23 protein-coding genes and 1 pseudogene are annotated in these 22,255 nt (G+C 65.9%); 10 read left to right on the forward strand and 14 right to left on the reverse strand.

What is annotated here, in order from left to right; genetic code table 11:
* Positions 1-13: 13 nt before the first annotated feature.
* The 7 genes from E3T40_RS11635 to E3T40_RS11665 all read right to left on the reverse strand — a co-directional run bounded on the left by E3T40_RS11635 (position 14) and on the right by E3T40_RS11665 (position 5,901).
* Positions 14-1,231, reverse strand: coding sequence for a M23 family metallopeptidase (locus E3T40_RS11635; protein ID WP_166786625.1), 1,218 nt, complete (start codon positions 1,229-1,231; stop codon positions 14-16).
* A 43-nt stretch (positions 1,232-1,274) separates the two neighbouring features.
* Positions 1,275-1,715, reverse strand: coding sequence for a M23 family metallopeptidase (locus E3T40_RS11640; RefSeq protein WP_134543678.1), 441 nt, complete (start codon positions 1,713-1,715; stop codon positions 1,275-1,277).
* A 48-nt stretch (positions 1,716-1,763) separates the two neighbouring features.
* Positions 1,764-1,982, reverse strand: a complete 219-nt coding sequence (locus E3T40_RS11645; protein WP_134543680.1) for a hypothetical protein — start codon at positions 1,980-1,982, stop codon at positions 1,764-1,766.
* A gap of 144 nt (positions 1,983-2,126) precedes the next feature.
* On the reverse strand, positions 2,127-2,732 hold the full coding sequence (locus E3T40_RS11650; RefSeq protein ID WP_134543683.1) for a DUF305 domain-containing protein: 606 nt from the start codon (positions 2,730-2,732) through the stop codon (positions 2,127-2,129).
* Positions 2,733-2,827: 95 nt separating this feature from the next.
* Positions 2,828-3,289, reverse strand: a complete 462-nt coding sequence (locus tag E3T40_RS11655; protein ID WP_104195134.1) for a hypothetical protein — start codon at positions 3,287-3,289, stop codon at positions 2,828-2,830.
* A 102-nt stretch (positions 3,290-3,391) separates the two neighbouring features.
* Positions 3,392-5,683, reverse strand: coding sequence for a cation-translocating P-type ATPase (locus E3T40_RS11660; RefSeq protein ID WP_134543686.1), 2,292 nt, complete (start codon positions 5,681-5,683; stop codon positions 3,392-3,394).
* Entirely contained in the window at positions 5,680-5,901 is a 222-nt protein-coding gene (locus E3T40_RS11665) for a heavy-metal-associated domain-containing protein (RefSeq protein ID WP_104171648.1), read from the reverse strand. The genes E3T40_RS11660 and E3T40_RS11665 overlap by 4 nt, the downstream gene beginning before the upstream one ends.
* Before the next feature lie 343 nt (positions 5,902-6,244).
* On the opposite strand from E3T40_RS11665, the gene E3T40_RS11670 reads away from it, so the two are divergent.
* Complete coding sequence (locus E3T40_RS11670) at positions 6,245-6,571, forward strand: metal-sensitive transcriptional regulator (RefSeq protein WP_304481776.1); 327 nt, start codon at positions 6,245-6,247, stop codon at positions 6,569-6,571.
* A 40-nt stretch (positions 6,572-6,611) separates the two neighbouring features.
* On the opposite strand, the gene E3T40_RS11675 is transcribed toward E3T40_RS11670, so the two are convergent.
* Both E3T40_RS11675 and E3T40_RS11680 read right to left on the reverse strand, forming a co-directional pair.
* Positions 6,612-7,727 (reverse strand): beta-propeller fold lactonase family protein, encoded by a 1,116-nt coding sequence (locus E3T40_RS11675; RefSeq protein ID WP_233194168.1) that lies wholly within the window; start codon positions 7,725-7,727, stop codon positions 6,612-6,614.
* Positions 7,728-7,960: 233 nt separating this feature from the next.
* On the reverse strand, positions 7,961-8,149 hold the full coding sequence (locus E3T40_RS11680) for a MerR family DNA-binding transcriptional regulator (RefSeq protein WP_241981764.1): 189 nt from the start codon (positions 8,147-8,149) through the stop codon (positions 7,961-7,963).
* A 125-nt stretch (positions 8,150-8,274) separates the two neighbouring features.
* On the opposite strand from E3T40_RS11680, the pseudogene E3T40_RS16605 reads away from it, so the two are divergent.
* Positions 8,275-8,847: pseudogene (locus tag E3T40_RS16605) on the forward strand (FAD-dependent oxidoreductase); the annotation flags it as partial.
* A 610-nt stretch (positions 8,848-9,457) separates the two neighbouring features.
* Complete coding sequence (locus tag E3T40_RS16610; protein ID WP_194088388.1) at positions 9,458-9,739, forward strand: hypothetical protein; 282 nt, start codon at positions 9,458-9,460, stop codon at positions 9,737-9,739.
* A 4-nt stretch (positions 9,740-9,743) separates the two neighbouring features.
* Here the strand turns inward: E3T40_RS16610 and E3T40_RS11695 are convergent, their stop codons facing one another.
* From E3T40_RS11695 to E3T40_RS11715, 5 genes are all read right to left on the reverse strand, one after another.
* Complete coding sequence (locus E3T40_RS11695) at positions 9,744-10,970, reverse strand: MFS transporter (protein ID WP_134543690.1); 1,227 nt, start codon at positions 10,968-10,970, stop codon at positions 9,744-9,746.
* Positions 10,963-11,355: a metalloregulator ArsR/SmtB family transcription factor gene (locus E3T40_RS11700; protein ID WP_104195137.1), complete on the reverse strand. Its 393-nt coding sequence runs from the start codon at positions 11,353-11,355 to the stop codon at positions 10,963-10,965. Before E3T40_RS11700 ends, E3T40_RS11695 begins: the two co-directional genes overlap by 8 nt.
* Before the next feature lie 211 nt (positions 11,356-11,566).
* The gene (locus E3T40_RS11705; protein WP_104195138.1) at positions 11,567-11,749 is read right to left on the reverse strand and encodes a hypothetical protein; all 183 of its coding nucleotides are present in this window, start codon (positions 11,747-11,749) and stop codon (positions 11,567-11,569) included.
* Positions 11,746-13,698 carry a cation-translocating P-type ATPase gene (locus E3T40_RS11710; RefSeq protein WP_104195139.1) on the reverse strand — a complete coding sequence of 651 codons (1,953 nt, stop codon included), beginning with the start codon at positions 13,696-13,698 and terminating at the stop codon, positions 11,746-11,748. Before E3T40_RS11710 ends, E3T40_RS11705 begins: the two co-directional genes overlap by 4 nt.
* Entirely contained in the window at positions 13,695-14,081 is a 387-nt protein-coding gene (locus tag E3T40_RS11715) for a helix-turn-helix transcriptional regulator (RefSeq protein WP_104171653.1), read from the reverse strand. Before E3T40_RS11715 ends, E3T40_RS11710 begins: the two co-directional genes overlap by 4 nt.
* 101 nt (positions 14,082-14,182) lie before the next feature.
* On the opposite strand from E3T40_RS11715, the gene E3T40_RS11720 reads away from it, so the two are divergent.
* The 7 genes from E3T40_RS11720 to E3T40_RS11755 all read left to right on the forward strand — a co-directional run bounded on the left by E3T40_RS11720 (position 14,183) and on the right by E3T40_RS11755 (position 22,029).
* Positions 14,183-15,127, forward strand: a complete 945-nt coding sequence (locus E3T40_RS11720; RefSeq protein WP_241981757.1) for an arsenic resistance protein — start codon at positions 14,183-14,185, stop codon at positions 15,125-15,127.
* 299 nt (positions 15,128-15,426) lie between these two features.
* The gene (locus E3T40_RS11725; RefSeq protein WP_134543696.1) at positions 15,427-16,908 is read left to right on the forward strand and encodes an NAD(P)/FAD-dependent oxidoreductase; all 1,482 of its coding nucleotides are present in this window, start codon (positions 15,427-15,429) and stop codon (positions 16,906-16,908) included.
* Between the two features lie 110 nt (positions 16,909-17,018).
* On the forward strand, positions 17,019-17,381 hold the full coding sequence (locus tag E3T40_RS11730) for an SRPBCC family protein (RefSeq protein ID WP_241981758.1): 363 nt from the start codon (positions 17,019-17,021) through the stop codon (positions 17,379-17,381).
* Positions 17,382-18,532: 1,151 nt separating this feature from the next.
* Positions 18,533-18,856 (forward strand): zf-TFIIB domain-containing protein, encoded by a 324-nt coding sequence (locus E3T40_RS11740; protein WP_104195142.1) that lies wholly within the window; start codon positions 18,533-18,535, stop codon positions 18,854-18,856.
* A gap of 132 nt (positions 18,857-18,988) precedes the next feature.
* On the forward strand, positions 18,989-20,167 hold the full coding sequence (locus E3T40_RS11745; RefSeq protein WP_134543699.1) for a DUF2092 domain-containing protein: 1,179 nt from the start codon (positions 18,989-18,991) through the stop codon (positions 20,165-20,167).
* A gap of 10 nt (positions 20,168-20,177) precedes the next feature.
* Entirely contained in the window at positions 20,178-21,161 is a 984-nt protein-coding gene (locus E3T40_RS11750; RefSeq protein ID WP_241981759.1) for an ABC transporter ATP-binding protein, read from the forward strand.
* Positions 21,148-22,029: an ABC transporter permease gene (locus E3T40_RS11755; RefSeq protein ID WP_134543705.1), complete on the forward strand. Its 882-nt coding sequence runs from the start codon at positions 21,148-21,150 to the stop codon at positions 22,027-22,029. The genes E3T40_RS11750 and E3T40_RS11755 overlap by 14 nt, the downstream gene beginning before the upstream one ends.
* Positions 22,030-22,255: the final 226 nt, after the last annotated feature.

A 22,255-nucleotide genomic window follows, 5' to 3' on the forward strand; every position in this document is an offset into this window, starting at 1 on the left:
CGCCCGCCTGGGGCTAGCCAAGGGTGATTCCTCGCGCGCTCATGAAGGGTGCCGGGTCAATGCGCGCTCCATCAACCCGAGCCTCGAAGTGCGAATGGCAACCGCTGGACGCCCCGGTCGTGCCGACGAGGGCGGTCGTCTCGCCGGCGGCCACGCTCTGGCCATTGCCGACAAGGATCTGGCTGTTGTGGGCATAGCCGGTCTGCACACCGTTGCCGTGATCGAGGAGAACCCAGTTGCCGTAACTGCCGAGATAACCGGAGTAGATGACGGTGCCGCCGGTGGCCGCCGAGACCGCCTGCCCGCACCCGGCAGCGATGTCGGTGCCGTAGTGAAAGGCTCCGACACCGTCAACGGGTTTGGAGGCTCGTGGGCCGAAGGAGTCGCCGATCCATCCAGACACAGGAAGCGCCCATCCCCGGCCGCTGAGTTGACCGAGATCGCGGTCCGCGCTCCCAGCGTCACCGCCGGTGCTGGGGGCAGCGGTTGCAGCGGCGGCCGCCGCAGCCGCCGCCGCCGATCGTCGTGCTTCCTCGTCCGTGGCAAAGTCAGCTTCTGTTGCCGCACGATTTTCGGTCAGGACCGCCAGTTGAGCCTGGAGGGTGCCCGAGTTCTGTTCTTGTTCGGTGAGCTTGGTCTCCAAGGCGGTGCTGGCGGTGGTGGCATCGGTCAGAGCCGTCTCCGCTTTCTTGGCCAACGCGCCAAGCTCCTTCTGTGCAACATTCGCCTGGTCGGTCAGGGAGGTCGCGGAGTTACGGTCTGCTGCTGCCTGGTCATAGATCTTGCTTGAACGCTCGGTGAGATTGCTCATGGCGCCGAGCTGGTAGAGCAGCGCGTCGGAGTTTTCTCCTTCAAGGAAGATGTTCATCGAGAGGTCGAAGGCACTCGCACGCGCCAGCAAAGCCGCCAATCGGCCGGCTTGTTGCTGCGAAATGTTGGCGAGCTGGGTCGCTTTATCGGCCTGGCCCTGGAGCGTCGTGGCACGGTAGGTGGCCTCGTCGAATGCGCCTTGAGCGTGCTCGTATTCAGCGCCACGGCGCGTGGCCAGGTCACGGGCCGCAGCCACCTCGGTCGTCAGCCCGGCGATGAGGTTTTTGAGCACTGTGATTTGAGTTTGCTTCGCCGTCTCGTTTGTACGGGAGGTCTCAACGTCTGACCATGACGGGTATTCGGCTGCCGCCGCACGCGGCGCGACCCCGATGATGGCGAGGAGGGAAAGAGTGGCCACCATCCCTCCAGCCCACTTCGGGAGAAGCGGGTGTCGAGGTCGTGATTCAGTTTGCGTCATTGGGGCGAACTCTCTCTGTGAGCCAGGCGAATGGGTCCGTCGGCTTTGAACCGCCGAGGAGGATCTCGAAATGAAGGTGTGGACTGGTGCTCTGCCCGGTGCTGCCGACGTTGCCGACGAGCTGGCCGACGAGTACGGGTTGCCCGATTTCGAGAGCTAGGGTGCCTTCCGACATATGGGCGTAGAGGCTTCTGACCAGGCGGCCGTCGATCATGTGCTCGATGATGGCGTACACGCCGAGTCCGCTGTCGTCGGTTGCCGAGACGTCCTTCACGATGCCGTCCGCGACTGCCTGGCTGGGAGTGTTCACGCCGGGATTCATGTCCAGGCCCTTGTTGAAGCTCGAGCAGCCGTCGCAGGGCGGCACGCGCGGACCGCGGTCCGTCGTGATGAAGACCCCGACTGTGAACGGCCACTGAACTGGCAAAGTCACGTCCTTGACATAGCTGCTCGACCTTTGGTTATAGGCGCCTGGCTACGGCTTCTGCACTCGTCCCACGGTGAAACCGTCGCGCAGGACGCTGACGGTGTCTGCTTCGTTGATGGGCACGACCTGGGGTGAGTCAGCGGCCAGTTGGCTCTGTGGATTCGCCGCGGCCGGGCCGGGTTTCACAGCGAGAGCGGGGAGCGAGACACTGACGGCGAAAAGCGCGACGAAGGCCATCGCCACGACGCCGAACAATCGCCGCCGCACTGGTGGCGGAGCCGGTCGGTCGGACTGTTGTCGGCGCGATTTGTGTGCCAGCCTGCGGGGCTGCCGATGACGCTGGTGTTTTTCTGCCGCCCGCAGAAGGCGACGGGTCTCGATAGGCTTTACCGCCGGGAAAGGTGAGGGGTCCTACGGGGTGGAGAGGATGTCCTTCATGACATCGATCTCATCGGTCTGGCTCGTGACGATGTTCGACGCCATGGCCTTGGCGTCCTCGTTTCGACCTTCATCCAGTTCCAGCTCCGCCATCATGATCGCGCCCTGATGGTGGACGATCATCTGTTCCAGGTATAGCTCGCCGGCCTGCGGGCCCGACGCATTTTCGAGGGCCATCATGTCGTCGTCGGACATCATTCCGTCGGAACCGTCACCCATCCCCGACATCCCATCCATGCCGCCGGTGCTGGTCTCATCGGTGCCCCACTCGGCGAGCCAGTCTCTGAGTTGCTCTATTTCCGGTTCTTGGGCGGCTTTGATCTGCGTGGCGAGGTCGGTGATGCGTACGTCGACCTCGTCCTTGGCGAGGATGTCCTCGCTCATCTCGACGGCTTGCTCGTGGTGGGGGATCATCATCTGTGCGAAAGTCACATCAGCCGACCCGAAAGAAGCGGACGCAGTGGGGGTGCTGGATGACCCGGACGAACTGTCGGGGGCTGTCCCGTTGGTGCAGGCGCTGAGCGTGAGCACGGCGGCGAGGGCCGCCCCCGTCAGAAGGTACTTACGTGATTCGAGCATTGTTTTTCCATTCATTAGTCAGACTTGAGAAACCGAGGCGCCGGCGGGCGCGAGGATGCCACGCGTCCATGGGGGCGCGTCGGCGGCGGTTCGGTCTAAATGCGACTGATGGAAAGAATGGTCAGATTCGGCCTGTGAATATCCAGGACGAGGCGGTGAGAGAGCCGAGCGATGTGTCCGCCCGCGTCGAGCAGTCGGCGGTACGTTGACGGCAACCGAGCCAACAAGATCAATGATGCAATCACCAGCAGAATGGTGCAGGTCATCGCGACGATCGCACAGTCCAACAAGCAGTCGGAACAATCGACGGCTCCGAGACCGGTGTGGGCGATGACGGACATCGCCGGGACTGCGACTGCCGCGACGTTCGGGACGACACCGGCCTGTGTGGTGTGGTCGGACGCAACTTGGGTCCAACCTGTCTCGTGCCCGGCATGCGTTGAGTTCATGGCCAGCACACCGAACAGAAGTGCGGCCATGGCGACCAGCGCCACCAATCCGGACGTGAGGACGGGGCGGTTGCGCGAAGCAATGTGTGCCGTGCTATCCAGCTTCATGTCACCTCCGGTACCGTGCGTGGCGGAGTCGATTCCCGCACATGCCTCCACCAAGAGTATCGACTTTCACATGGTGTGACCTGTGAGATGCGATTCCACAGGTCACCCGATGGTGGCAGGATGTTCGGTGAGCGTTCCGGTAGGTATCGGGGCACTCGCCACGTTGAGTCCGCGAAAGCCGCGCAGCCGGAGGCTGTTGCTCACCACGAAAACAGATGACAGCGCCATGGCCGCGCCGGCGATCAACGGGTTGAGCAAGCCCAGCATGGCCAGCGGGATCGCCGCCACGTTGTAGGCGAAGGCCCAGAACAAGTTGGCCTTGATGGTCGACAGGGTGCGCCGGGAGAGTCGGATCGCATCAGCTGCCGCGATGAGGTCGCTTCTGACCAGGGTCAGATCGCTGGCCTCGATGGCGACATCCGTTCCCGTTCCCATCGCAATGCCCAGGTCCGCGGTGGCCAGTGCCACAGCGTCGTTCACGCCGTCGCCGACCATGGCAACCACGCGACCCTCGCTCTGCAGCTCCCGGATGATCTGAGCTTTCTCGGCCGGCAGCACACCGGCACGAACGTCGCTGATATCGACCTCAGCCGCAACGAAGGCCGCGACGGCCTCGTTGTCGCCGGTGAGGAGCACCGGCTGCAGACCCAGGCGACGGAACTCCGCGATCGCGGCAGCGCTGGTGTCTTTGACGACGTCAGAGACGGCGAGGATACCCCTGGCCTGGCCGTCCCAGGCGACGGCGACCGCGGTTCGACCCTGTGCCTCGAAGGCGGCCAGCACCGTCTCGAGCTCTGACGGAAGCGGGATAGTCCACTGTTCCGTCAGCCAGCGCGGACGTCCCACGAGAACGACCCGACCGCCGACCAGGGCTTGAACGCCGAGACCGTCCGTCGACGCGAAGGACTCGGGTGACGGTAGTTCGCCGGCGCGTTCCCGGGCACCAGACACAATCGCCTGGGCGATGGGATGTTCGGAACCCGTTTCCGCGGCTCCGGCGAGGTGAAGCAAGAGCTGCTCGTCTCCACCAGCGACGGGAACGGCGGCCACGAGCGTCATCCGGCCGGTCGTGACCGTGCCGGTCTTGTCGAGCACGATGGTGTCTACCCGGCGGGTTGATTCGAGAATCTGGGGTCCCTTGATCAGGATGCCCAACTGCGCACCACGCCCGGTGCCCACGAGCAGAGCGGTCGGGGTCGCCAAGCCGAGCGCGCACGGGCACGCGATGATGAGCGTCGCCACGGCCGCGGTGAATGCGACGACGGTCCCTGCTCCGAGCAGCAGCCAGACCACAAGGGTGGCCAGCGACAACCCGATCACGATCGGGACGAAGATCGCTGAGACCCGGTCGGCGAGGCGCTGTACTTCGGCCTTACCGGTCTGCGCCTGTTCGACCAAGCGGCCTAGCTGGGCGAGCTGCGTGTCCGCGCCAACGCGGGTGGCCCGCACGACCAGGCGACCACCCGAGTTCAAGGTGGCGCCGACCACGGCTGCGCCGGGCCCGACCTCGACCGGAACGGACTCGCCGGTGAGCATGCTGACGTCGATCGCCGAGTTACCTTCTACAACGGTTCCATCCGTGGCGATCTTCTCGCCGGGACGGACGACGAACTGGTCGCCGACGACCAGCGACGCGGTGGGGACGGTGGTCTCGACACCATCCCGCAGAAGGGTCGTCTCTTTCGCCCCGAGTTCGAGCAGCGCCTTCAGCGCGGCACCAGACTGTTTCTTCGCACGGGCCTCGAAGTAACGGCCGGCCAGGATGAACACCGTGACGGCGGATGCGACCTCCAGGTAGATTTCATCGGCACCGCTTCCCGGGGTGGTGGTGAAGCTGAAGGCCATGGTCATGCCCGGGACTCCAGCCATTCCCAGGAAGAGGGCGTAGAGCGACCAGCCGAGTGCGGCGAGCACTCCGATACTGATCAGGGTGTCCATAGTCGCAGCACCGTGGCGCAAATTCACCCAGGCAGCGCGATGGAACGGCCATGCTCCCCAGACGGCGACCGGGGCGGCAAGGGTGAGAGCCAGCCATTGCCAATTGGTGAATTGCAGCGGGGGGATCATCGAGAGCAGGAGCACGGGGGTGGCGAGCAGGGTGGACAGGATCAGCCGCTGGCGCAGGCTGGCCACTTCGCGGTCTTGGTCCGTGGGCATATCGAGTGTCGGCGCCTCAGGCGGTTTCGGACGTGCGGCCGTGTATCCGGTCTCCTCAATCACCGCGATGGCATCCTCAACCGTCGTGCCGTCAGGGATGAGGACACTGGCCTTCTCGGTGGCGTAGTTCACCGATGCCTCGACCCCGGGCATCCGGTTGAGTTTTTTTTCAATTCGCGCCGCGCAGGAGGCGCAGGTCATGCCGCCGACGAGAAGGTCGACCTGCTCTCCACTCATCGGGTCGCCGTGACCAGTTCGTAGCCTGCCTCATCGATGGCGGCGGCCACAGCGGCGGGATCGAGGGGTCCGGAGCTGGAGACGGTGACCACGGAGACGCCGCCCGGAACAAGGTCAACGTCCACGGCTTCGGCTCCGGCGACCTGGCCCACTTCGGCCGTCACGCTCTTCACACAGTGAGAGCAGGTCATTCCCGATACCTGGAAAGTGGTGGTCATGCCGGTAGGTTCTGCGGTGCGCTCGGATTTGTGATCGTGCGACCCGCACGTGCACGAAGAGTCAGAAAGGCCAGGGTCGTTCATATTCAACGTCGACATAGTATTCGCGATTCCTTTCGTTCCTCGGCGATCGAAGCAACCGTCGGGACGTACTCCCAGGGGATACACCCACGGTATACCCCAGGGGGGTACCCGGTCAACATGAGACCGGTGCGCACAGTTGGTCACCCCGCCGCGTGTGAGGTATACCACCCGGGGGTATACTCGGAAAATTCAAAGTGCCACCACTCGCCGGCAGGCCACCGGGATCGCGCGGGGCAGACCAGATCGGATACACACATCAATGAGTGATTTCAACGACGAGAGCGCGATGACAACCCACGCTGGCCCGCGCGGCTATATATCGAGCAAAGACGCGTATGTGAAGCGCCTCCGACGAATCGAAGGACAGGCCAGGGGATTGCAGGGAATGGTCGCAGATGAGCTGTACTGCGTCGACATTCTGACGCAGATATCAGCTATGACCAGCGCTCTGCAGTCCGTGGCCTTGGGCTTACTCGAGGACCACATGAGCCACTGTGTTGTTGCCGCTGTCGCTGCTGGCGGTGAAGAAGGCGACGCCAAGATCAAGGAAGCTTCAATCGCAATCGCACGATTGGTCCGCTCCTAACCTCCCCCATGCGCACTGCGCCGCCAGCGCCTGACAGTGCCTAGTGCTTCATCGTCGACGAGTCGCCAGAAACCACCGGAAGCTCCAGCTTTGTTTCCGGGGACGGTTCGACGGTTTGCGTTGAGAAGCTAATTCCATTTGGTGTGGATCCGACCGGGATACGTGCCACGACGGTGAGCGACTTCAGATCGAGGACGGCGACCGTGTCTGCGGCCATGTTGGTGACGTACGCGTGTCGGCTGGAGGGGTCAATGACGACGCCGTGGGCGCCGTCGCCCGTCTTCACGCTCTTCACAACCTTGAATGTATCGACACTCAGGATCGAGACTGTTGTGCCTGGTTCGTCGTCGGTGCCCTGGTTGGCTACCAGTAGGTACTTGTTGTCCGGGCTCACGAACGTCTGGATCGGTCCGGAGCCGACCGCGGTCTTTCCGACCAGCTTGCGGGTGGCCACGTCTACCTTGGCAACGGCATTTTCCCCACTGAGCGAGGCGTACACGAAGCGTCCGTCCGGCGAGAATGCCACTTGGGCGGGCGCCGCGCCGACCTCAATCTCTGCGACCTGTGAGTTAGTTGCGGTATCGACGACGCTCAGAGTCGTTCCGCCGATGTTGGCGACGTAAATCCATTTTCCATCGGGGCTTGGCCGGAGCCCGTGTGGGCCTGTCCCGACGGGGATGGTGGCCACCGACTGCATCGTCGAGGCATTGACTGCCGTCACGGTGTCGTCAGCGTTATTGGTTGTGTAACTCGTCGTGAGATCCGGAGTGACGACAACGTGAGCAGGCATGGCGCCGGTGGCGACCATTCCCGTCACAGCCAACGTTGATGCGTCGAGCTTGATCGCCATAGACGTGGATCCACTGACGGCCCACACGGACTCCCCATCGGCTGTCGCCTGCACATTGTGTGGGCTCTTAAGACCGGTCAGGGTGGTTGCGACCTTGTTCGAGGCCGCGTCGATCGCGCTCAGGCTGGCGCCATCTTCGTTGGCGACCCAGACCGTTCCGGTCACGAGACCCTCATGCATGGCTACCCGGGCCTCCGGGTCATCGGTTGTGGTCATCAGAATTGCCGTCGCGGCCGCCACGATGACAAGGGGGATCGAGCCCATGGCCACTGCACGTCTTCTGTTCATTGCATTCCCGTCACTCATGCCGTTGTCTCTTCGGACGGACCCTCAGCGAGACCATGATTCGTCGAATTGTATTATTTACGATAATACTGCTTTCTATACAGGCCTGAGCAAAAACTCGCCTGCGCATCGGCTGCTGATGTGGTCGCGGCGACCGGCGGTCGGAGCACGTGCTCTCCGATGCCGCTGTTCCCGCAGCCCATGGCACGGTTCAATGTGTTCGACGCGAGGTCTTCAGGTAGTTGCAGATCTCGTCAGGATCGCATCCTGTGGGGTCTGCCGCAGCGACGTCTTGATGGAAGCCGGCAACTGTCGCGCGCCCGCCGAATGAAGCTCAGCCGACTGAGGGTGTCGTGCCCATATTCCCGATACCCCTTCGAGGCTCGCTCCGGCGGAGGAAGCAAGCCTCGATCCTCGACATAGCGCAGCGTTTTCGCCGTCATCCCGGCCACATCAGCCGTTCCTCCTATGCGCACCCTGTGCTCCTGCCATGACCGGACTTGAGGTCCGTGCACACCGCACTGCGCGGCGGCAGCGCGATTGCCGATTGGAAGCACTTGGAGGATTCATGTGTAAAACAACGCCGACCGACTTTGACTTGGCGATCATCGGTTCCGGTGGTGCAGCATTCGCGGCCGCGATCCTGGCGACCAGGCTTGACAAGCAAGTGGTAATAGTCGAGCGTGCAACTATCGGAGGCACCTGCGTCAATACGGGATGTATGCCGTCTAAGGCCCTGTTGGCGGCCGCCGAAGCTCGCCATGTTGCCTTCGATACGAGGCGATTCCCCGGCATCGCAGCCTCTGCGGAGCCGGTGGATATGAAGGAGCTAATCGAGGGCAAGCGCGCTCTGGTCACCACGATGCGGGCCAGCAATTAGGGGGACTTGATCGCCGAATACGATTGGGCCTTCCGTCACGGCGACGCAACGTTTACGGGAACTACGGAGGAGCCGCTACTGGAGATCACCTCGGACGACGGCAGCGTGGAAACCATGCGTTCGGACCAGTACCTCGTGGCCATCGGCTCCGCCCCGTGGGCACCACCCATTGAGGGGTTGTCCGAGGTGGGCTGCCTGACCTCGGCGAACGCCATGGAGCTAGACGACGTGCCCGAGTCATTGCTGGTCCCGGGGGGGGGGGGGGGGGGGGGGGGGGGGGGGGGGGGGGGGGGGGGGGGGGGGGGGGGGGGGGGGGGGGGGGGGGGGGGGGGGGGGGGGGGGGGGGGGGGGGGGGGGGGGGGGGGGGGGGGGGGGGGGGGGGGGGGGGGGGGGGGGGGGGGGGGGGGGGGGGGGGGGGGGGGGGGGGGGGGGGGGGGGGGGGGGGGGGGGGGGGGGGGGGGGGGGGGGGGGGGGGGGGGGGGGGGGGGGGGGGGGGGGGGGGGGGGGGGGGGGGGGGGGGGGGGGGGGGGGGGGGGGGGGGGGGGGGGGGGGGGGGGGGGGGGGGGGGGGGGGGGGGGGGGGGGGGGGGGGGGGGGGGGGGGGGGGGGGGGGGGGGGGGGGGGGGGGGGGGGGGGGGGGGGGGGGGGGGGGGGGGGGGGGGGGGGGGGGGGGGGGGGGGGGGGGGGGGGGGGGGGGGGGGGGGGGGGGGGGGGGGGGGGGGGGGGGGGGGGGGGGGGGGGGGGGGGGGGGGGGGGGGGGGGGGGGGGGGGGGGGGGGGGGGGGGGGGGGGGGGGGGGGGGGGGGGGGGGGGGGGGGGGGGGGGGGGGGGGGGGGGGGGGGGGGGGGGGGGGGGGGGGGGGGGGGGGGCTACGTGGCCCTCGAACAAGCACAACTGTTCTCCCGGCTCGGCTGCGAGGTGACCGTCCTGGTGCGCTCCCGGCTGGCGTCGCAGGAAGAATCCGAGGGCACCCGCGACGTGATCGCCGAGGTGACAAGCGCCACCGGCAAGGAGACAATCCGGACCAGCAAGCTCCTCGTGGCCACCGTACGTAGACCCGCCACCGCGGACCTGCACCTCGACAAGGTCGGCGTCACAGTCGGGACACGAGGGCAGATCGAAGTCTCAGGCATGTTGACTCACACGAAGCCGTAGTCCTTCACCTATTGGCCTCCTGAAGCTGTGTTGACGCCGATGTCCACGACCGGGCCGCCGCGAGTCCGGCGAGTACGGCGATGGCGGCCAGGACGAGGGCAGTCGGGGCAAGTCCGAGCGTTGCCCCGAGGATCCCGGCCAGCGGGTAGGTGATGATGAAGCAGGCGTGGGAGAGCGAAAAATGGGCGGCGAAGACCGCTGGCCGGTTGGTGTCGTCGGAGTAGCGTCGGAGGAGCCGGGCCGACGGCGTGAGGATCAGTGCGGTCGCGGCGCCGAGAACGAACCAGACCGTGAGCACGCCTGGCCAGGCCGGCGCGGAGTCCTGAGCCAGGACCAGCAGCGCGACGGCGACGAGCCCGCTCGGGAGGATGGCGCATCCGGTCAGCATCACGCGTCGATCCGGATAGCGATCCAGCACCCGCGGCAGGTTGAGGGCGACGAGCATGGAGCCTAGTCCGTAGCAGGCGAGGGTGATCGCGAAATCGACCTGGGTTCGTTCAAGGCTGTTCTGCACGAGGATGACGGTGTTGACGATCACCATCGCGGTAGACGCGGCGACGACGAGGTTCATCGCGAGCAGTGCACGGAGCGGCGGGGTGCGCCAGAACACGCGCACGCCTCGAGTGAGCCGGTCGACGAACGGTGCGGCTGCGGTGGATCTCATCGCCGGGAGGGTGGTGGAGAGCACGAGTGTGGCCGAGCCGACGAAGCCGAGCGCTGTTCCCACGAACAGGGAGTGGTAGCTGATCACGGTCAGGAGCGCGGCCGCCAGGATGGGACTGAGCAGGGATTCCAGGTCGTAGGCCAGACGGGACAGCGACAACGCCCGCGTGTATTCGCTTTCCTTAGGAAGAACATCCGGGATCAGCGCCTGGAACGCGGGCGTGAAGGTCGCGGAAGCGGCCTGCAGCACGAAAATGAGAATGTAGATCTGCCAGGCCTCGGTGACGAACGGGAGCGAGATCGCAACCCCGACCCGGAGAACATCTGAGGACACCAGCAGCACCTTGCGGGGGACGTGGCTGGTGAGCGCGGACACGACCGGGGCGACGCCCACGTAGGCGAGCATCTTGATCGTCAAGGCGATGCCCAGGACGATGCCGGCGTCCCCGCCGGCCAGATCGAAGGCGAGCAGCCCCAGTGCGACGGTGAGCAGGCCGGTGCCAATCAGCGCCACAACCTGGGCGCTGAACAGTTTTCGGTAGGCGGTGTTCCGCAACACGTCACGCATGCGCGTCCACCTCAAGTTCTGTGCTGGCGGTGTCGTGCGGGTGCCGGTGGTGGGCCGGAACGCCATCGAGGGCGTGCTCGGCCTGGAAGATGGCGTCGGCGACAAGCTGGCGGGCGTGCTCGTTCGCGAGGCGATAGAACACCCGGGTTCCTTCGCGCCTGGTAGTCACGATGCGGGCGAGGCGCAGCTTCGCCAAATGCTGCGATACGGCGGCCTGGGACTTGTTGACGATTTTCGCCAGTTGGTTCACCGACAGTTCCGAGTCGCGCAACGCGAGTATGACCCGGATGCGCGTGGCGTCGGCGAGCATCGCGAAGACCTCCACGGCCAACTCCACATACTCACTTTCTGGGCCGAGCGTGCAACCATCCTCATATGCATTCATGCGCAGATTATTGCACACGGGCGAGCACGTTGCGGTGGCTGATACGGCCAAGCTACGAGTGTCCGCCTGTCGAGCCGGTCGATGAAGTTTCTGGCGTTTCCGCTGAATCGTTGGGCCGTGCCTGCGTGGAGGGTCCTGACATGCCCGGCGCCGAAGGGATGGTGTACACGGTCAGCGCTGCATTGATCAGACCGGTAATCGCGGTAATGGTCTACGGGTCCAGATGCGCGTCGATCGCCGCGTCGGTCGCGGCCCGCACGGCCACCCAGCCGATATGCGCGGACCTGAATCCTCGTGCCGTCCCGGCGGACGCGCGGGGGTTGTAGAGGAGCCGGATGCTGATCAACCCCAGGTCGGGGGCCACCCCGCGCGAGAGCGTGGCTTCGGCGTTCACGCTGCCGCTTCCAGTGCTGGGGCGGACTGCGCGGCTCCCAGCGCGGTTGTGCGGCTCAGCCGGCCCGCCCGGACGCCGTTGGCGATCACGACGATTTCGGCCAGTTCGTGGATCAGGACCACGGCGGCCAGGCCGAGCGTGCCGAATAGTGCCAGGGGAATGAGCACGGCGATCAGCAGCAGGGACAGGCCCACGTTCTGGAGCATGATGCTCCGGGTTCTCCGCGCGTGGTCGAGCACCTGGGGTAGGTGGTTCAGGTCCTCGCCCATCAGGGCGATGTCGGCTGTTTCGATGGCGACGTCGGAGCCCATGGCGCCCATGGCGATGCCGGTGTCGGCGGTTGCGAGGGCCGGCGCGTCGTTGACGCCGTCGCCGACCATGGCTGTGGGCTGGCGGGCTTTGAGGGTGCGGATGATTTCCGCTTTGTCCTCGGGGCGGAGGTCGGCGTGGACTTTGGTGATGCCCGCAGCCTTCCCCAAGGCGGTGGCGGTGATCAGGTTGTCGCCGGTGAGCATGACCGTGGTGTATCCGGATGCGCTCAGCCGGTCTATGACCTGCCGGGTTTCGGGACGCAGCTCGTCACGGACTGCGATGGCGCCGATGACCTGCCCATTGTCCTCGATGAGGACAGCGGTGGCGCCGGCCTGTTGCATCCGCTGGACGTCGGCGGCCAGGGGGCCGGCATCGATCCACCCCGGCCGGCCGAGACGTACACGTCGCCCGTCCACCCGGCCCTCCAGGCCGGCGCCGGGGACGGTATCCACGTCGGTGACAAACGCCCGGTCCGGAGCCGCGGCGAGAATGGCGTGGGCGAGGGGGTGTTCGCTGCGGGATTCCAGACCGGCCGCGAGGAAGAGGACATCGTCTTTGGAAGCGGATCCGGTGGTGGCGACATCGATCACGGCGGGTTTGTTGCGGGTGAGGGTTCCGGTCTTGTCCAGTGCGATGGTGCGGATCCGGCCGAGGGTTTCCAGGGCACCCCCGCCCTTGATGAGAACGCCCATGCGGCTGGCGGCGCCGACGGAGGCGACCACGGTGACCGGGACAGAGATGGCCAAGGCGCAGGGCGAGGCGGCGACCAGGACGACGAGCGCACGTTCGAACCACAGCAGTGGTTCGCCGACGATGAAGCCGAAGATGATGATCAGGACTGCAACGATCAGGATGCCCGGAACCAGCTTGCTGGCGATCGAGTCGGCCAACCGCTGACCGGGCCCCTTGCGGGACTGCTCAGCCTCCACGATCTGAACGACCCTGGCCACCGAGTTGTTCTCAGCGGTGCTGGTGACCTCAACTTCGAGCGGGCCTGTGCCGTTGATGGACCCGGCATAGACCTCGGTTCCCGGTCCCGCCTCGACGGGGACGGACTCTCCGGTGAGCGCAGAGGTGTCCAAAGACGTGCGGCCGATGATGATCCTCCCGTCGGTGGCTAGACGTTCCCCGGGCCGGACGACCATACGGTCGCCGGGGGCGAGTGCTGACAGGGCGACGGTGACCTCGGCGCCGTCGCGCAGGACGATCGCCTCAACCGGGACCAGGTCCAGCAGGGCGCGCAGACCTCGGCGGGTTTTCGCCAGGGAGTATTCCTCAAGCCCTTCCGAGATCGCGTAGAGGAATGCCAGCACGGCTGCTTCCTCGAACTGCCCGAGCGCGACCGCGCCGGCGGCGGCGATCGTCATCAGTGTACCGACCCCGATTTTGCCTTTGAGCAGTCGTCGGAGGGTGGACGGAACGAATGTCCAGGCGGCAATCAGAAGCGCCATGATTTCCAGCGGTAGCAGCAGCCCCTGGGGACCGCCGGTCAGCGAGACGATCCACGCGGCAAGGAGAAGTGCACCGGAGGCTGCCGCCGCCCGGATCTCGCTCACCTGCCAGAAACTGGCGGCCTCCTCCTCTTCGGATTCCTCGGTCCCGTTTTTCTCGTCGCTGCAACCGCAGGCAGCACTCATGGTGTGCGCTTCTTTGTCAGGGGGACGCCGGTACTGCCGGTGCCGTAGATCGGGCACAGGCTGACCGCGTTGCCGGTTGCGGCGAGTAGAACCTCGGCCTGGGCGAGCATGTCAATCAGCTCCGGACGGGACAGCGAGTAGTACACGCTGCGGCCCTGCATACGGCCTTCCACCAGGCCGCACTCACGCAGGCACGCAACGTGCGCCGAAACCGTGGATTGGGCGAGGCCCAGCTCGCCGGTAAGGTCACTGACCCGTACCTCGCCGCCGGCCATTCGCTTCACAATGCTCAACCGGGTTGGGTCACTGAGGGAGTGGAACAGCGCCGCCGCAGGATCGCGTTGCCCGCACCCATCGGACAGAACCGAAGATTTGATCGTCATTAAACGATGATAGCGCTCAAGGTGGATCCTTCTTCGCTCACCGCCGGGAGTCGGACATCGGCCCATCCGACGCGATGGTAAGGGCGTTGTACGTTTGCACGATGGCGGGACCCGTGCGTTGGATGGAGCGCCGGCAGATTGTGGACATCCGTTTTCTGGGCACCGTGATTGCCGTCAACTTCATCGTCGTTCCGGTGGTCGCGTTCGGCCTGTCACGATTCGTTGCCGGCGACCGGGCACTGCTCCTCGGTGCCCCGCTCGTGCTGCTGACTCCGTGTGTCGACTATGTGATCGTGTTCACCGGTCTGGCCGGCGGGGCACGTGAACGACTCCTGGCGGCCACACCTCTGCTGATGCTTCTGCAGATTGTTCTACTTCCCATTTACCTGCTGCTGTTCGCCGGCCCGGACACCGTCTCGATGATCGAGATTGAGCCGTTCCTCGAGGCGTTCCTCGTCTTGATCGTGATTCCCCTGCTGGCTGCGGTCACGGTTCAATGGGTTGGCCGTCGGCACCGGTTCGGCCGGGCAATCGAAGCCGTCATGCAGGTCCTTTTGGTGCCGCTGATGATGGCCACCCTGGCGGTGGTGAGCGGATCCCAGATCGCGGCGGTGGGCACGCGGATCGCCTCGCTTCTGCTGGTGGTGCCGCTGTACATCGCGTTCCCGGTCATCATGGTCGTCGTCGGGTTGTCAGCGAGTCGACTCGCACGCCTGGAAGTGCCGGCGACCCGTGCGCTCGTCTTCAGCGGGTCCACCCGCAATTCCCGGGTGGTGCTCCCTCTGGCGCTTGCGCTACCGGAGTCCCTGTCCGTGGCCGCACTGGCCGTGGTTCCCCAGACGCTCGTGGAGCTGGTCGGCATGGTGATCCTCGTGCGTCTCGTACCTCGGCTCACCGGCCAGCGTCGAGCCGCCGACAAAATCGCACATCGATGGCGGATGTGGCGGCGCATCCAGTGCCGCCTTCGGTCTATGAGAGGCCTTTCACTCTGTGTACGGCACGCGCGAGGATGTGACCGGAAACGCACCGAAAACCCCTTGGCGTGACCAGAGTAGGCCCGTATTCGTCCGTGCCAGCGCGTGCACTAGCCATATCAAAACCGCGGAAATCCGCGGCATTTTGCCCCTATTGCGGGTGGGCCGCACGGCCGAGATTGCTATCAGTTGTTCTTGGTTCGAGTCCAGGCACCTCAGCACTACCGTGAGTTTTCATGAAAACCTGAGATTTGCGTATTTCCAGTCACACTGTTCGCACCGGGGACACTCAATCGCTGTCGTCGGCATGGTGTCTGTGAACGACGTCAGGGCACTAGGGAAGACTCTTCCCATGACGAGTGGAGAGTGACATGGTGACTGCGTGCCGAGGAGTGCCGGAAGTTGATGCGATCGTGGTCGGCTCCGGGCCCAACGGCCTCGCCGCCGCGGTCACCCTCGCCCGGGCCGGACTCTCTGTGCGCGTCTACGAGAAGTCCGCCGGCGTCGGTGGCGGCGCCGCGACCGCGGAACTGACCTTGCCGGGCTTCCACCACGATGTCTGCTCCGCCGTGCACCCACTCGCGCTGGCTTCGGAGTTCTTTCAACGATTCGGGCTCGCGGATCGGATCGAACTGGCAGTTCCCGAGGTTTCTTACGGCCACCCGCTGCCGGGCGGCACCGCCGGCCTCGCCTACCGCAGCTTGACGCGCACCGTCGCCGAACTGGGCAGGGACGGCGCGGCCTGGAATCGGTTGTTTGCGCCCCTCGTGGCGCATGCCGAGCAGGTCGCTCAGTTCACCGGTGCGCAGCTCCTGCGACTGCCGAAGCATCCGGTCACCGCACTGCGCTTCGGCTTACGCTCCCTCGAACAGGGCAGCCCGCTCTGGGGCCTGCGCTTCTCGGGCGAAGCCGCGCCTGCCCTGCTCTCCGGCGTCAGCGCCCATACGATCAGGTCGATGCCGAGCATCGTCACAGCCGGTGCGGGCCTCACCCTCGCCACGTATGCGCACGCGGGCGGCTGGCCGATACCGGTCGGCGGCAGCGGCGCGATCGTGACCGCGCTTGTCGACGATCTGCTCGCTCACGGCGGTGAGATCGTCACGTCGACCGAGGTGCGGCGGCTGAGCGAACTGCCGCCGGCCCGCGTGGTGATGCTTGACCTGACGCCGCGTGCGCTCCTGCGACTCGCCGAGGGCGAGCTTCCCGGCGCCTACGCGCGACGGTTGCGCGCCTTCCGGTACGGAAACGGCGTCGCCAAGGTCGACTTCGCGCTTTCGGGTCCGGTGCCCTGGCAGGCTGCCGGGGTGCGGGCGGCTGGCACCGTGCACGTGGGCGGCACTCGGGCTCAGATCCGGCGAGCCGAGAACACCGTTGCGCGCGGCGGACACGCCGAGGAGCCGTATGTTCTCGTGTCCCAGCCCAGCGGCACCGACCCCAGTCGCGCGCCGGCCGGTCAGCACACTCTTTGGGCGTACACCCATGTTCCGCGCGGCTCAACCATCGACCAGACCGAAGCGATCGTGCGCCAGATCGAGCGCTATGCCCCGGGTTTCCGTGACACGATCCTGGCCAGCGCCGGTCGCACCGCGACGGAGATGGAACAGCTCAATCCCAACTACGTCGGCGGTGACATCTCGGCCGGCGAGGTGAGTCTGACCCAACTCGTGCGCCGCCCGGTACTGTCCACTGACCCTTGGCGCACCCCCCTGAGCGGCGTGTACCTGTGCTCGTCGTCCACACCGCCGGGCCCCGGCGTGCACGGCCTGGCCGGCTGGTACGCGGCCCTAAGCGCTCTTCGACACGACCTCGGGGTGCGCACAGCCCCCGATCTTTCCCCGACTAACCAGAAATAGGTGACACAGTGGCCGTGAACTACCGCACCATGAGCTGTCCGCCCGAGAACGTCTTCGCCGTCCTCGCTGACGTCTGGCTGTACCCGAGCTGAGTCGTCGGAGCCTCCCGCATGCGGGCTGTCGACGCGGCCTGGCCGACAGCCGGAAGCTCCATCCATCACTCGGTGGGCGTCTGGCCGGCTCTGATCGACGACTCCACCTCTGCTCTGGAGTGGGAATCACCTAGGCACGCGCTGTTCACGGCCAGTGGCTGGCCGATCGGGGAGTCCCACGTGGCCCTCGATGTGAAGGCACGAGGTGGCGGATGCGTCGTGCGCATCACCGAGGACGCCACCGCCGGCCCCGGCCGGTTCGTGCCCTCCTTCCTGCGCGACCCGGCCATCAGTATGCGAATCGTGGAGACTTTGCGCCGACTCGCTTTCCTGGCCGAGGGCGGTGCCGGGAGGGGCCCGAGAGCGCTCACCGACGCGTGACCACCCCCGGGACCGCGGCCATGATTGAGATGACCTAGTCCCAGTCCCAGCACGCTGGAGCGCACAGGAACAGCCGGGTCACGGGTGACCTCGGCCAGCAGATCACCCAATGAGGTGTCTGCGGCATGTCGCTCGGATGGGACGGGCCAACATATTATTGACGGCACTGCCGCGGCCGCGGTGAAGAGAGTCGTGCCGTTCCATATGCACCTGGAAGGACCACAATGTCAAAGTCATCAATCATCTGCCGGCGTAGTCCCGTATGAGCGCAGGGAACCCGAAAAAGTGACCATCCCGAATCGTTTAGACGCCGATGAGTACGACCGGCCTCGACACAAGAAGTCCGACTCCGTGCCCGATCCCGCCGCGCAATCGGGGAAGTAGTTCGTGTTCCTTCTCTTCGGCACGCGTGCGCATCGTGCCGTGATAAACGTTGTCTCGTTTGTGTGCGGATATTGTGGGATTCTGGCCCAGCAGCGGGTGGTGAAAAAGTCGACGAAGCTTACGCTGTTCTTAGTGCCATTGTTTCCCCTTGCCAAGTCGTACGCCAACGAGTGCACCAACTGCGGTGGCACCACACGACTCACCGCCACCCAGGTTCGGCACTCATTGGATTGGGCGACATCACGGGCCGCAGAAGACTAGGAAAGTTCAAAACAGCAAAGAGTTGTCTGCCCTGAGCCCGTGCCGCTGCGCACTGGCGTCGACGGACAGGCCTGGTTCGGAGAGCAACGCCCGAAGTCCTCCGGGAAATGGTTCGATTGAGTCGACCGCGTTGTCCTCAACGACCGTCTTATCGACACCCAGCAAAGTCCGCCATAAAGTTAGAGACCGCACGCCGTTTTCCTGCCCCTTGAGTTTCTGTTCCTAGACAGTCAGAAACCTAGACAGGAAGCGGCGTGCGGCCGTCAAGGCGCTCCGCAACACCCACGGATGAAGCAGGAGAGCCAAAATCTCCGTCGAATTCGTTCAGGACGGAGTCGTCCATCCGTGAAACCGTCACCGCCGAAAGCGATTGGTGCGCACTCCTCTCACACCACCGCAAGCGCGCGTGAACGTCCATAGGGACGATTTCTGTCATCCGACGACTCTCAGGATCAGTCCGGTCGGGCGTCTAGGATCGAAAGTCCACGACGTCCTGGAGGAATCTTATGAAGTGCCCAAATGACTCAACCACCCTCGTGATGAGCGAACGCAGTGGCGTGGAAATCGACTACTGCCCCGAATGCCGCGGCGTGTGGCTGGACCGCGGCGAACTCGACAAGATCCTCGACCGCGTGGAAAAGGAAGCCGCCCAGGCGGCGCCGGTCCCGCCGGTCGCCGGGACACCGGTTCAGCCGTATCCGGACACCCGCAACCGCGCGCAGTACGGCGAGCGCGACCGGAGTTATGACGACCGAGACCGTGGCTACGACAACCGTGACGGGTACCGTCCCAAGAAAAAGGAGAACTGGCTCGGCGAACTCTTCGGTTAGACGTGCGCGGGCTCACCCGCTCACGGCTCGGCGTCTCTATTTGTGAGCAACCTCCCAGCGGGATTCCGAGCTGACTGTCAGAGCCCCGGCGTAGCATCAGGGTATGAACCGTTTCGGAACAGGTCGTTGATCATGTCACGCAATTCAACCAAGTGGCTTCCCGCCATCGTCGTTCCGGTTGTCATCGTCGCCGGTGTGATTGCTGTACCTCTGCAGGCCGGTGCAACCGTCGATTTGCCCGACAAAACGCCCGAGCAAGTGCTACTCATGGTCAGTGACAGCACGATCAGCGCCTTCTCCGGCACCGTCGAGAAAACAGCCGAGCTGGGACTACCCGACATCGACCTGAGCGCTGGCATGTCCGAGTCCATGAGCGACTCGATGGCCGAGTCCGCACCGGAAGGTACGACCGAACCGGGGGCGGCGGCCACCGGAGCGCTCGCCTCCGTGATGGAACTTTTCAGCGGCTCGCACACGGCCCGCATTTACGTGGACGGCAGCGACTCCGACGGCCCCGCGAAAGCCCGCGTGCAGATCCAGGACCGCATGGCCGAACGCAACGTGGTGAGCAACGGCACGGATGTCTGGACCTACGACTCCGAGACCAACACCGCCAGCCACCTGAATATCCCCGCCGACGCCCGGGCCATCGCCGAGGCGAAGTTCGCCGAAATAGTTGACTCTGCCCCGGCCGGCCTGTCGACGCCCTCGCAGGTTGCCGAGCGCTTTTTGAGCGAGATCGACCCGAGCACCACCGTCTCGGTCGGCACCGACGGCACCGTGGCCGGTCGCACAGCCTACGAGCTGGTGCTCACCCCCAAGACCACACGGACCCTGGTCGAATCGGTGTCGATCTCGGTCGACTCTGAGACGGGGGTGCCGCTGCAAGTCACCGTGCGCGCCGACGGCCAGGAAGACCCGGCTTTTCAGGTCGGCTTCACCGCCGTCGACTTCAGCACCCCGTCCGCCGATTTGTTCGACTTCAGCCCGCCAGCCGGTACCACCGTCGAAGAGGTCGCCCTTCCGGTCATGCCCGAGATGACCGAGATGCCCGCCGACCAGGCCAAGCCTGAGATTCCGGCTGAGAAGCTTCCCCTCGTGACGGGAAGCGGCTGGGACGCCATCGTCGAGGTGCCCGCGGCATCCGTTCCGTCCGAACTCAACGCCAATCCGCTCATGTCGGAACTGGCGACCGCGGTCGACGGAGGGCGACTATTCTCGACAGCCCTGGTCAACGTGTTCCTGGCCGATGACGGCCGTGTCTTCGCCGGATCCGTTCCGGTGGAGATTCTCCAGGCCGCCGCCCAGTGATCACGACACAGTGACAGCCGCAACCCCGGCTCCCGATCTCGCGATCGAGAGCCGGGGTCTCACCAAGCGCTTCGGCGAGCAGATTGCCGTGAACGAGATCGACCTGGCCGTCCCGCGCGGAGCGGTCTTCGGATTCCTCGGGCCGAACGGCTCCGGTAAGACCACCAGCATCCGCATGCTGCTCGGCCTAACCCAGGCCAGCAGTGGGCAGATCAGCGTGCTGGGGCAGACCATGCCCGACAGTCTGCACGTCGTGCTACCGCGCGTGGGCGCTCTCGTGGAGGGACCGGCGTTCTACCCATTCCTCTCCGGAGCCGCCAACCTGCGCCGGCTCGACACCGCCGACCGCAACGCGCCGTCTGGCACGCGAGGCGCCCGGGTCGAGCAGGCACTGGCGCGCGTGGGCCTGACCCACGCCGCCGGCAAGAAGGTAGCTGCCTACTCGCTGGGCATGAAGCAGCGCCTCGGCATCGCCAACGCGCTTCTGCAGCCGCGGGAACTGCTCGTGCTCGACGAACCCACAAACGGGCTCGACCCGCAGGGCACCCGCGAGGTGCGCAGCCTGGTGCGGTCGCTCGCGGCCGAGGGCACCACGGTCTTCGTCTCGAGCCATCTGCTCGCCGAGGTGGAGCAGATGTGCACTCACGCCGCGGTGATGAGCGGCGGCAACCTCGTGGCCCAGGGCACGCTGGCCGACCTGCGCCACGTGGGCCAGACGCGGGTCCGCGTGCGCACACCGGATGCCGCCGCGGCCGCAGCCGTGCTGACCGGCCTCGGTCTGGCACCCGTGCACAGCGACGTGCCCGAGCAGGACCCCTGGGTCGCGGCTCCGCTGCCCCGAGAAATGTCGGTCGACCTGACCGGGCAGCCGGAGTCCATCGTCACGGCTCTCGTCGCCGGTGGTGTGCGCGTGCGCGGTTTTCTGATCGAGGAATCCAGCCTGGAAGAACGTTTCGTGGCCCTGACCGGAGAAGGTTTCGATGTCCTCCAATAGCGTGGCGAGCTCGAAGGTGTCGGGTAGCGGCGTTCCGAGCAGGCGCCGATCAGCCGGACCGGCCCTGCTCGGCTCCGAGTTAACGGTGCTGTTCCGCCGCCGCCGCACCTGGGCGATGCTGGTCGCCATCGCTCTCATCCCCATCCTGCTCGCCGTCGCCGTGCGGCTTTCGTCGGAGACCTTGGCACCGGGAGAGGGCCCGCCCTTCCTGGACCGGGTCACCCAGAACGGCCTGTTCGTGGCGTTCACCGCCATGATCGTGGCCATCCCGTTGTTCCTTCCGCTCACCATCGGCGTCGTCGCCGGCGACACCATCGCGGGGGAGGCCGGGCAGGGCACCCTGCGCTACCTGCTCGTGGCCCCGGCCGGTCGTTTGCGCCTGCTACTCGTCAAGTACGCCGGCGTCGCCGTGTTCTGCCTGGCCGCGACGTTGACCCTTGCGGTGGCCGGGACCCTGATCGGGGCCGCACTGTTCCCGGTCGGGCCGGTGACACTGCTTTCGGGCGATGTGATCAGCGTGCCGGAATCGCTGCTGCGCTCCGGGCTGATCTCGCTCTACGTGACAGTCTCGCTGCTCGGCTTTGCGGCGATCGGGTTGTTCATCTCCACCCTCACCGATGTTCCCGTGGGGGCGATGGCCGCCACGGTCGTGGTGTCGGTCGTCGTGCAGATCCTCGACGTGCTCCCGCAACTGTCGTGGCTGGATCCGTGGCTCTTCAGCCACTACTGGCTGGGCTTCGCCGACCTGTTGCGGCAGCCCATGGACCTGGGCTCGTTCGGCGACAACGTGCTCCTGCAACTGGGCTACATCGCCGTGTTCGGTGCCCTGGCCTACGGCCGGTTCTCCACCAAAGACATCTTGTCCTGACCCTTCGTCCGGTTGGGACCACCACGCCCGAACAGCCGACGACGTTTGGCCCGCGGATGCTCGACATCTGTCGATCAGGTCTGGCCCGCGGCCGCGGGGTGCGGGCTGGGGTGCGCCTCGGCTGCCACCCGGGTTCGGGGGACGCCCGCCCGAGGACGTAGCGTTGCTACTTGAGAACCCGAGTCGGGCCGCTTCACAACCGTGAGGCCCCAACGGGTTGACACGG

The sequence above is a fragment of the Cryobacterium sp. TMT1-19 genome (assembly GCF_004403055.1).
Lineage (GTDB): Bacteria > Actinomycetota > Actinomycetes > Actinomycetales > Microbacteriaceae > Cryobacterium > Cryobacterium sandaracinum.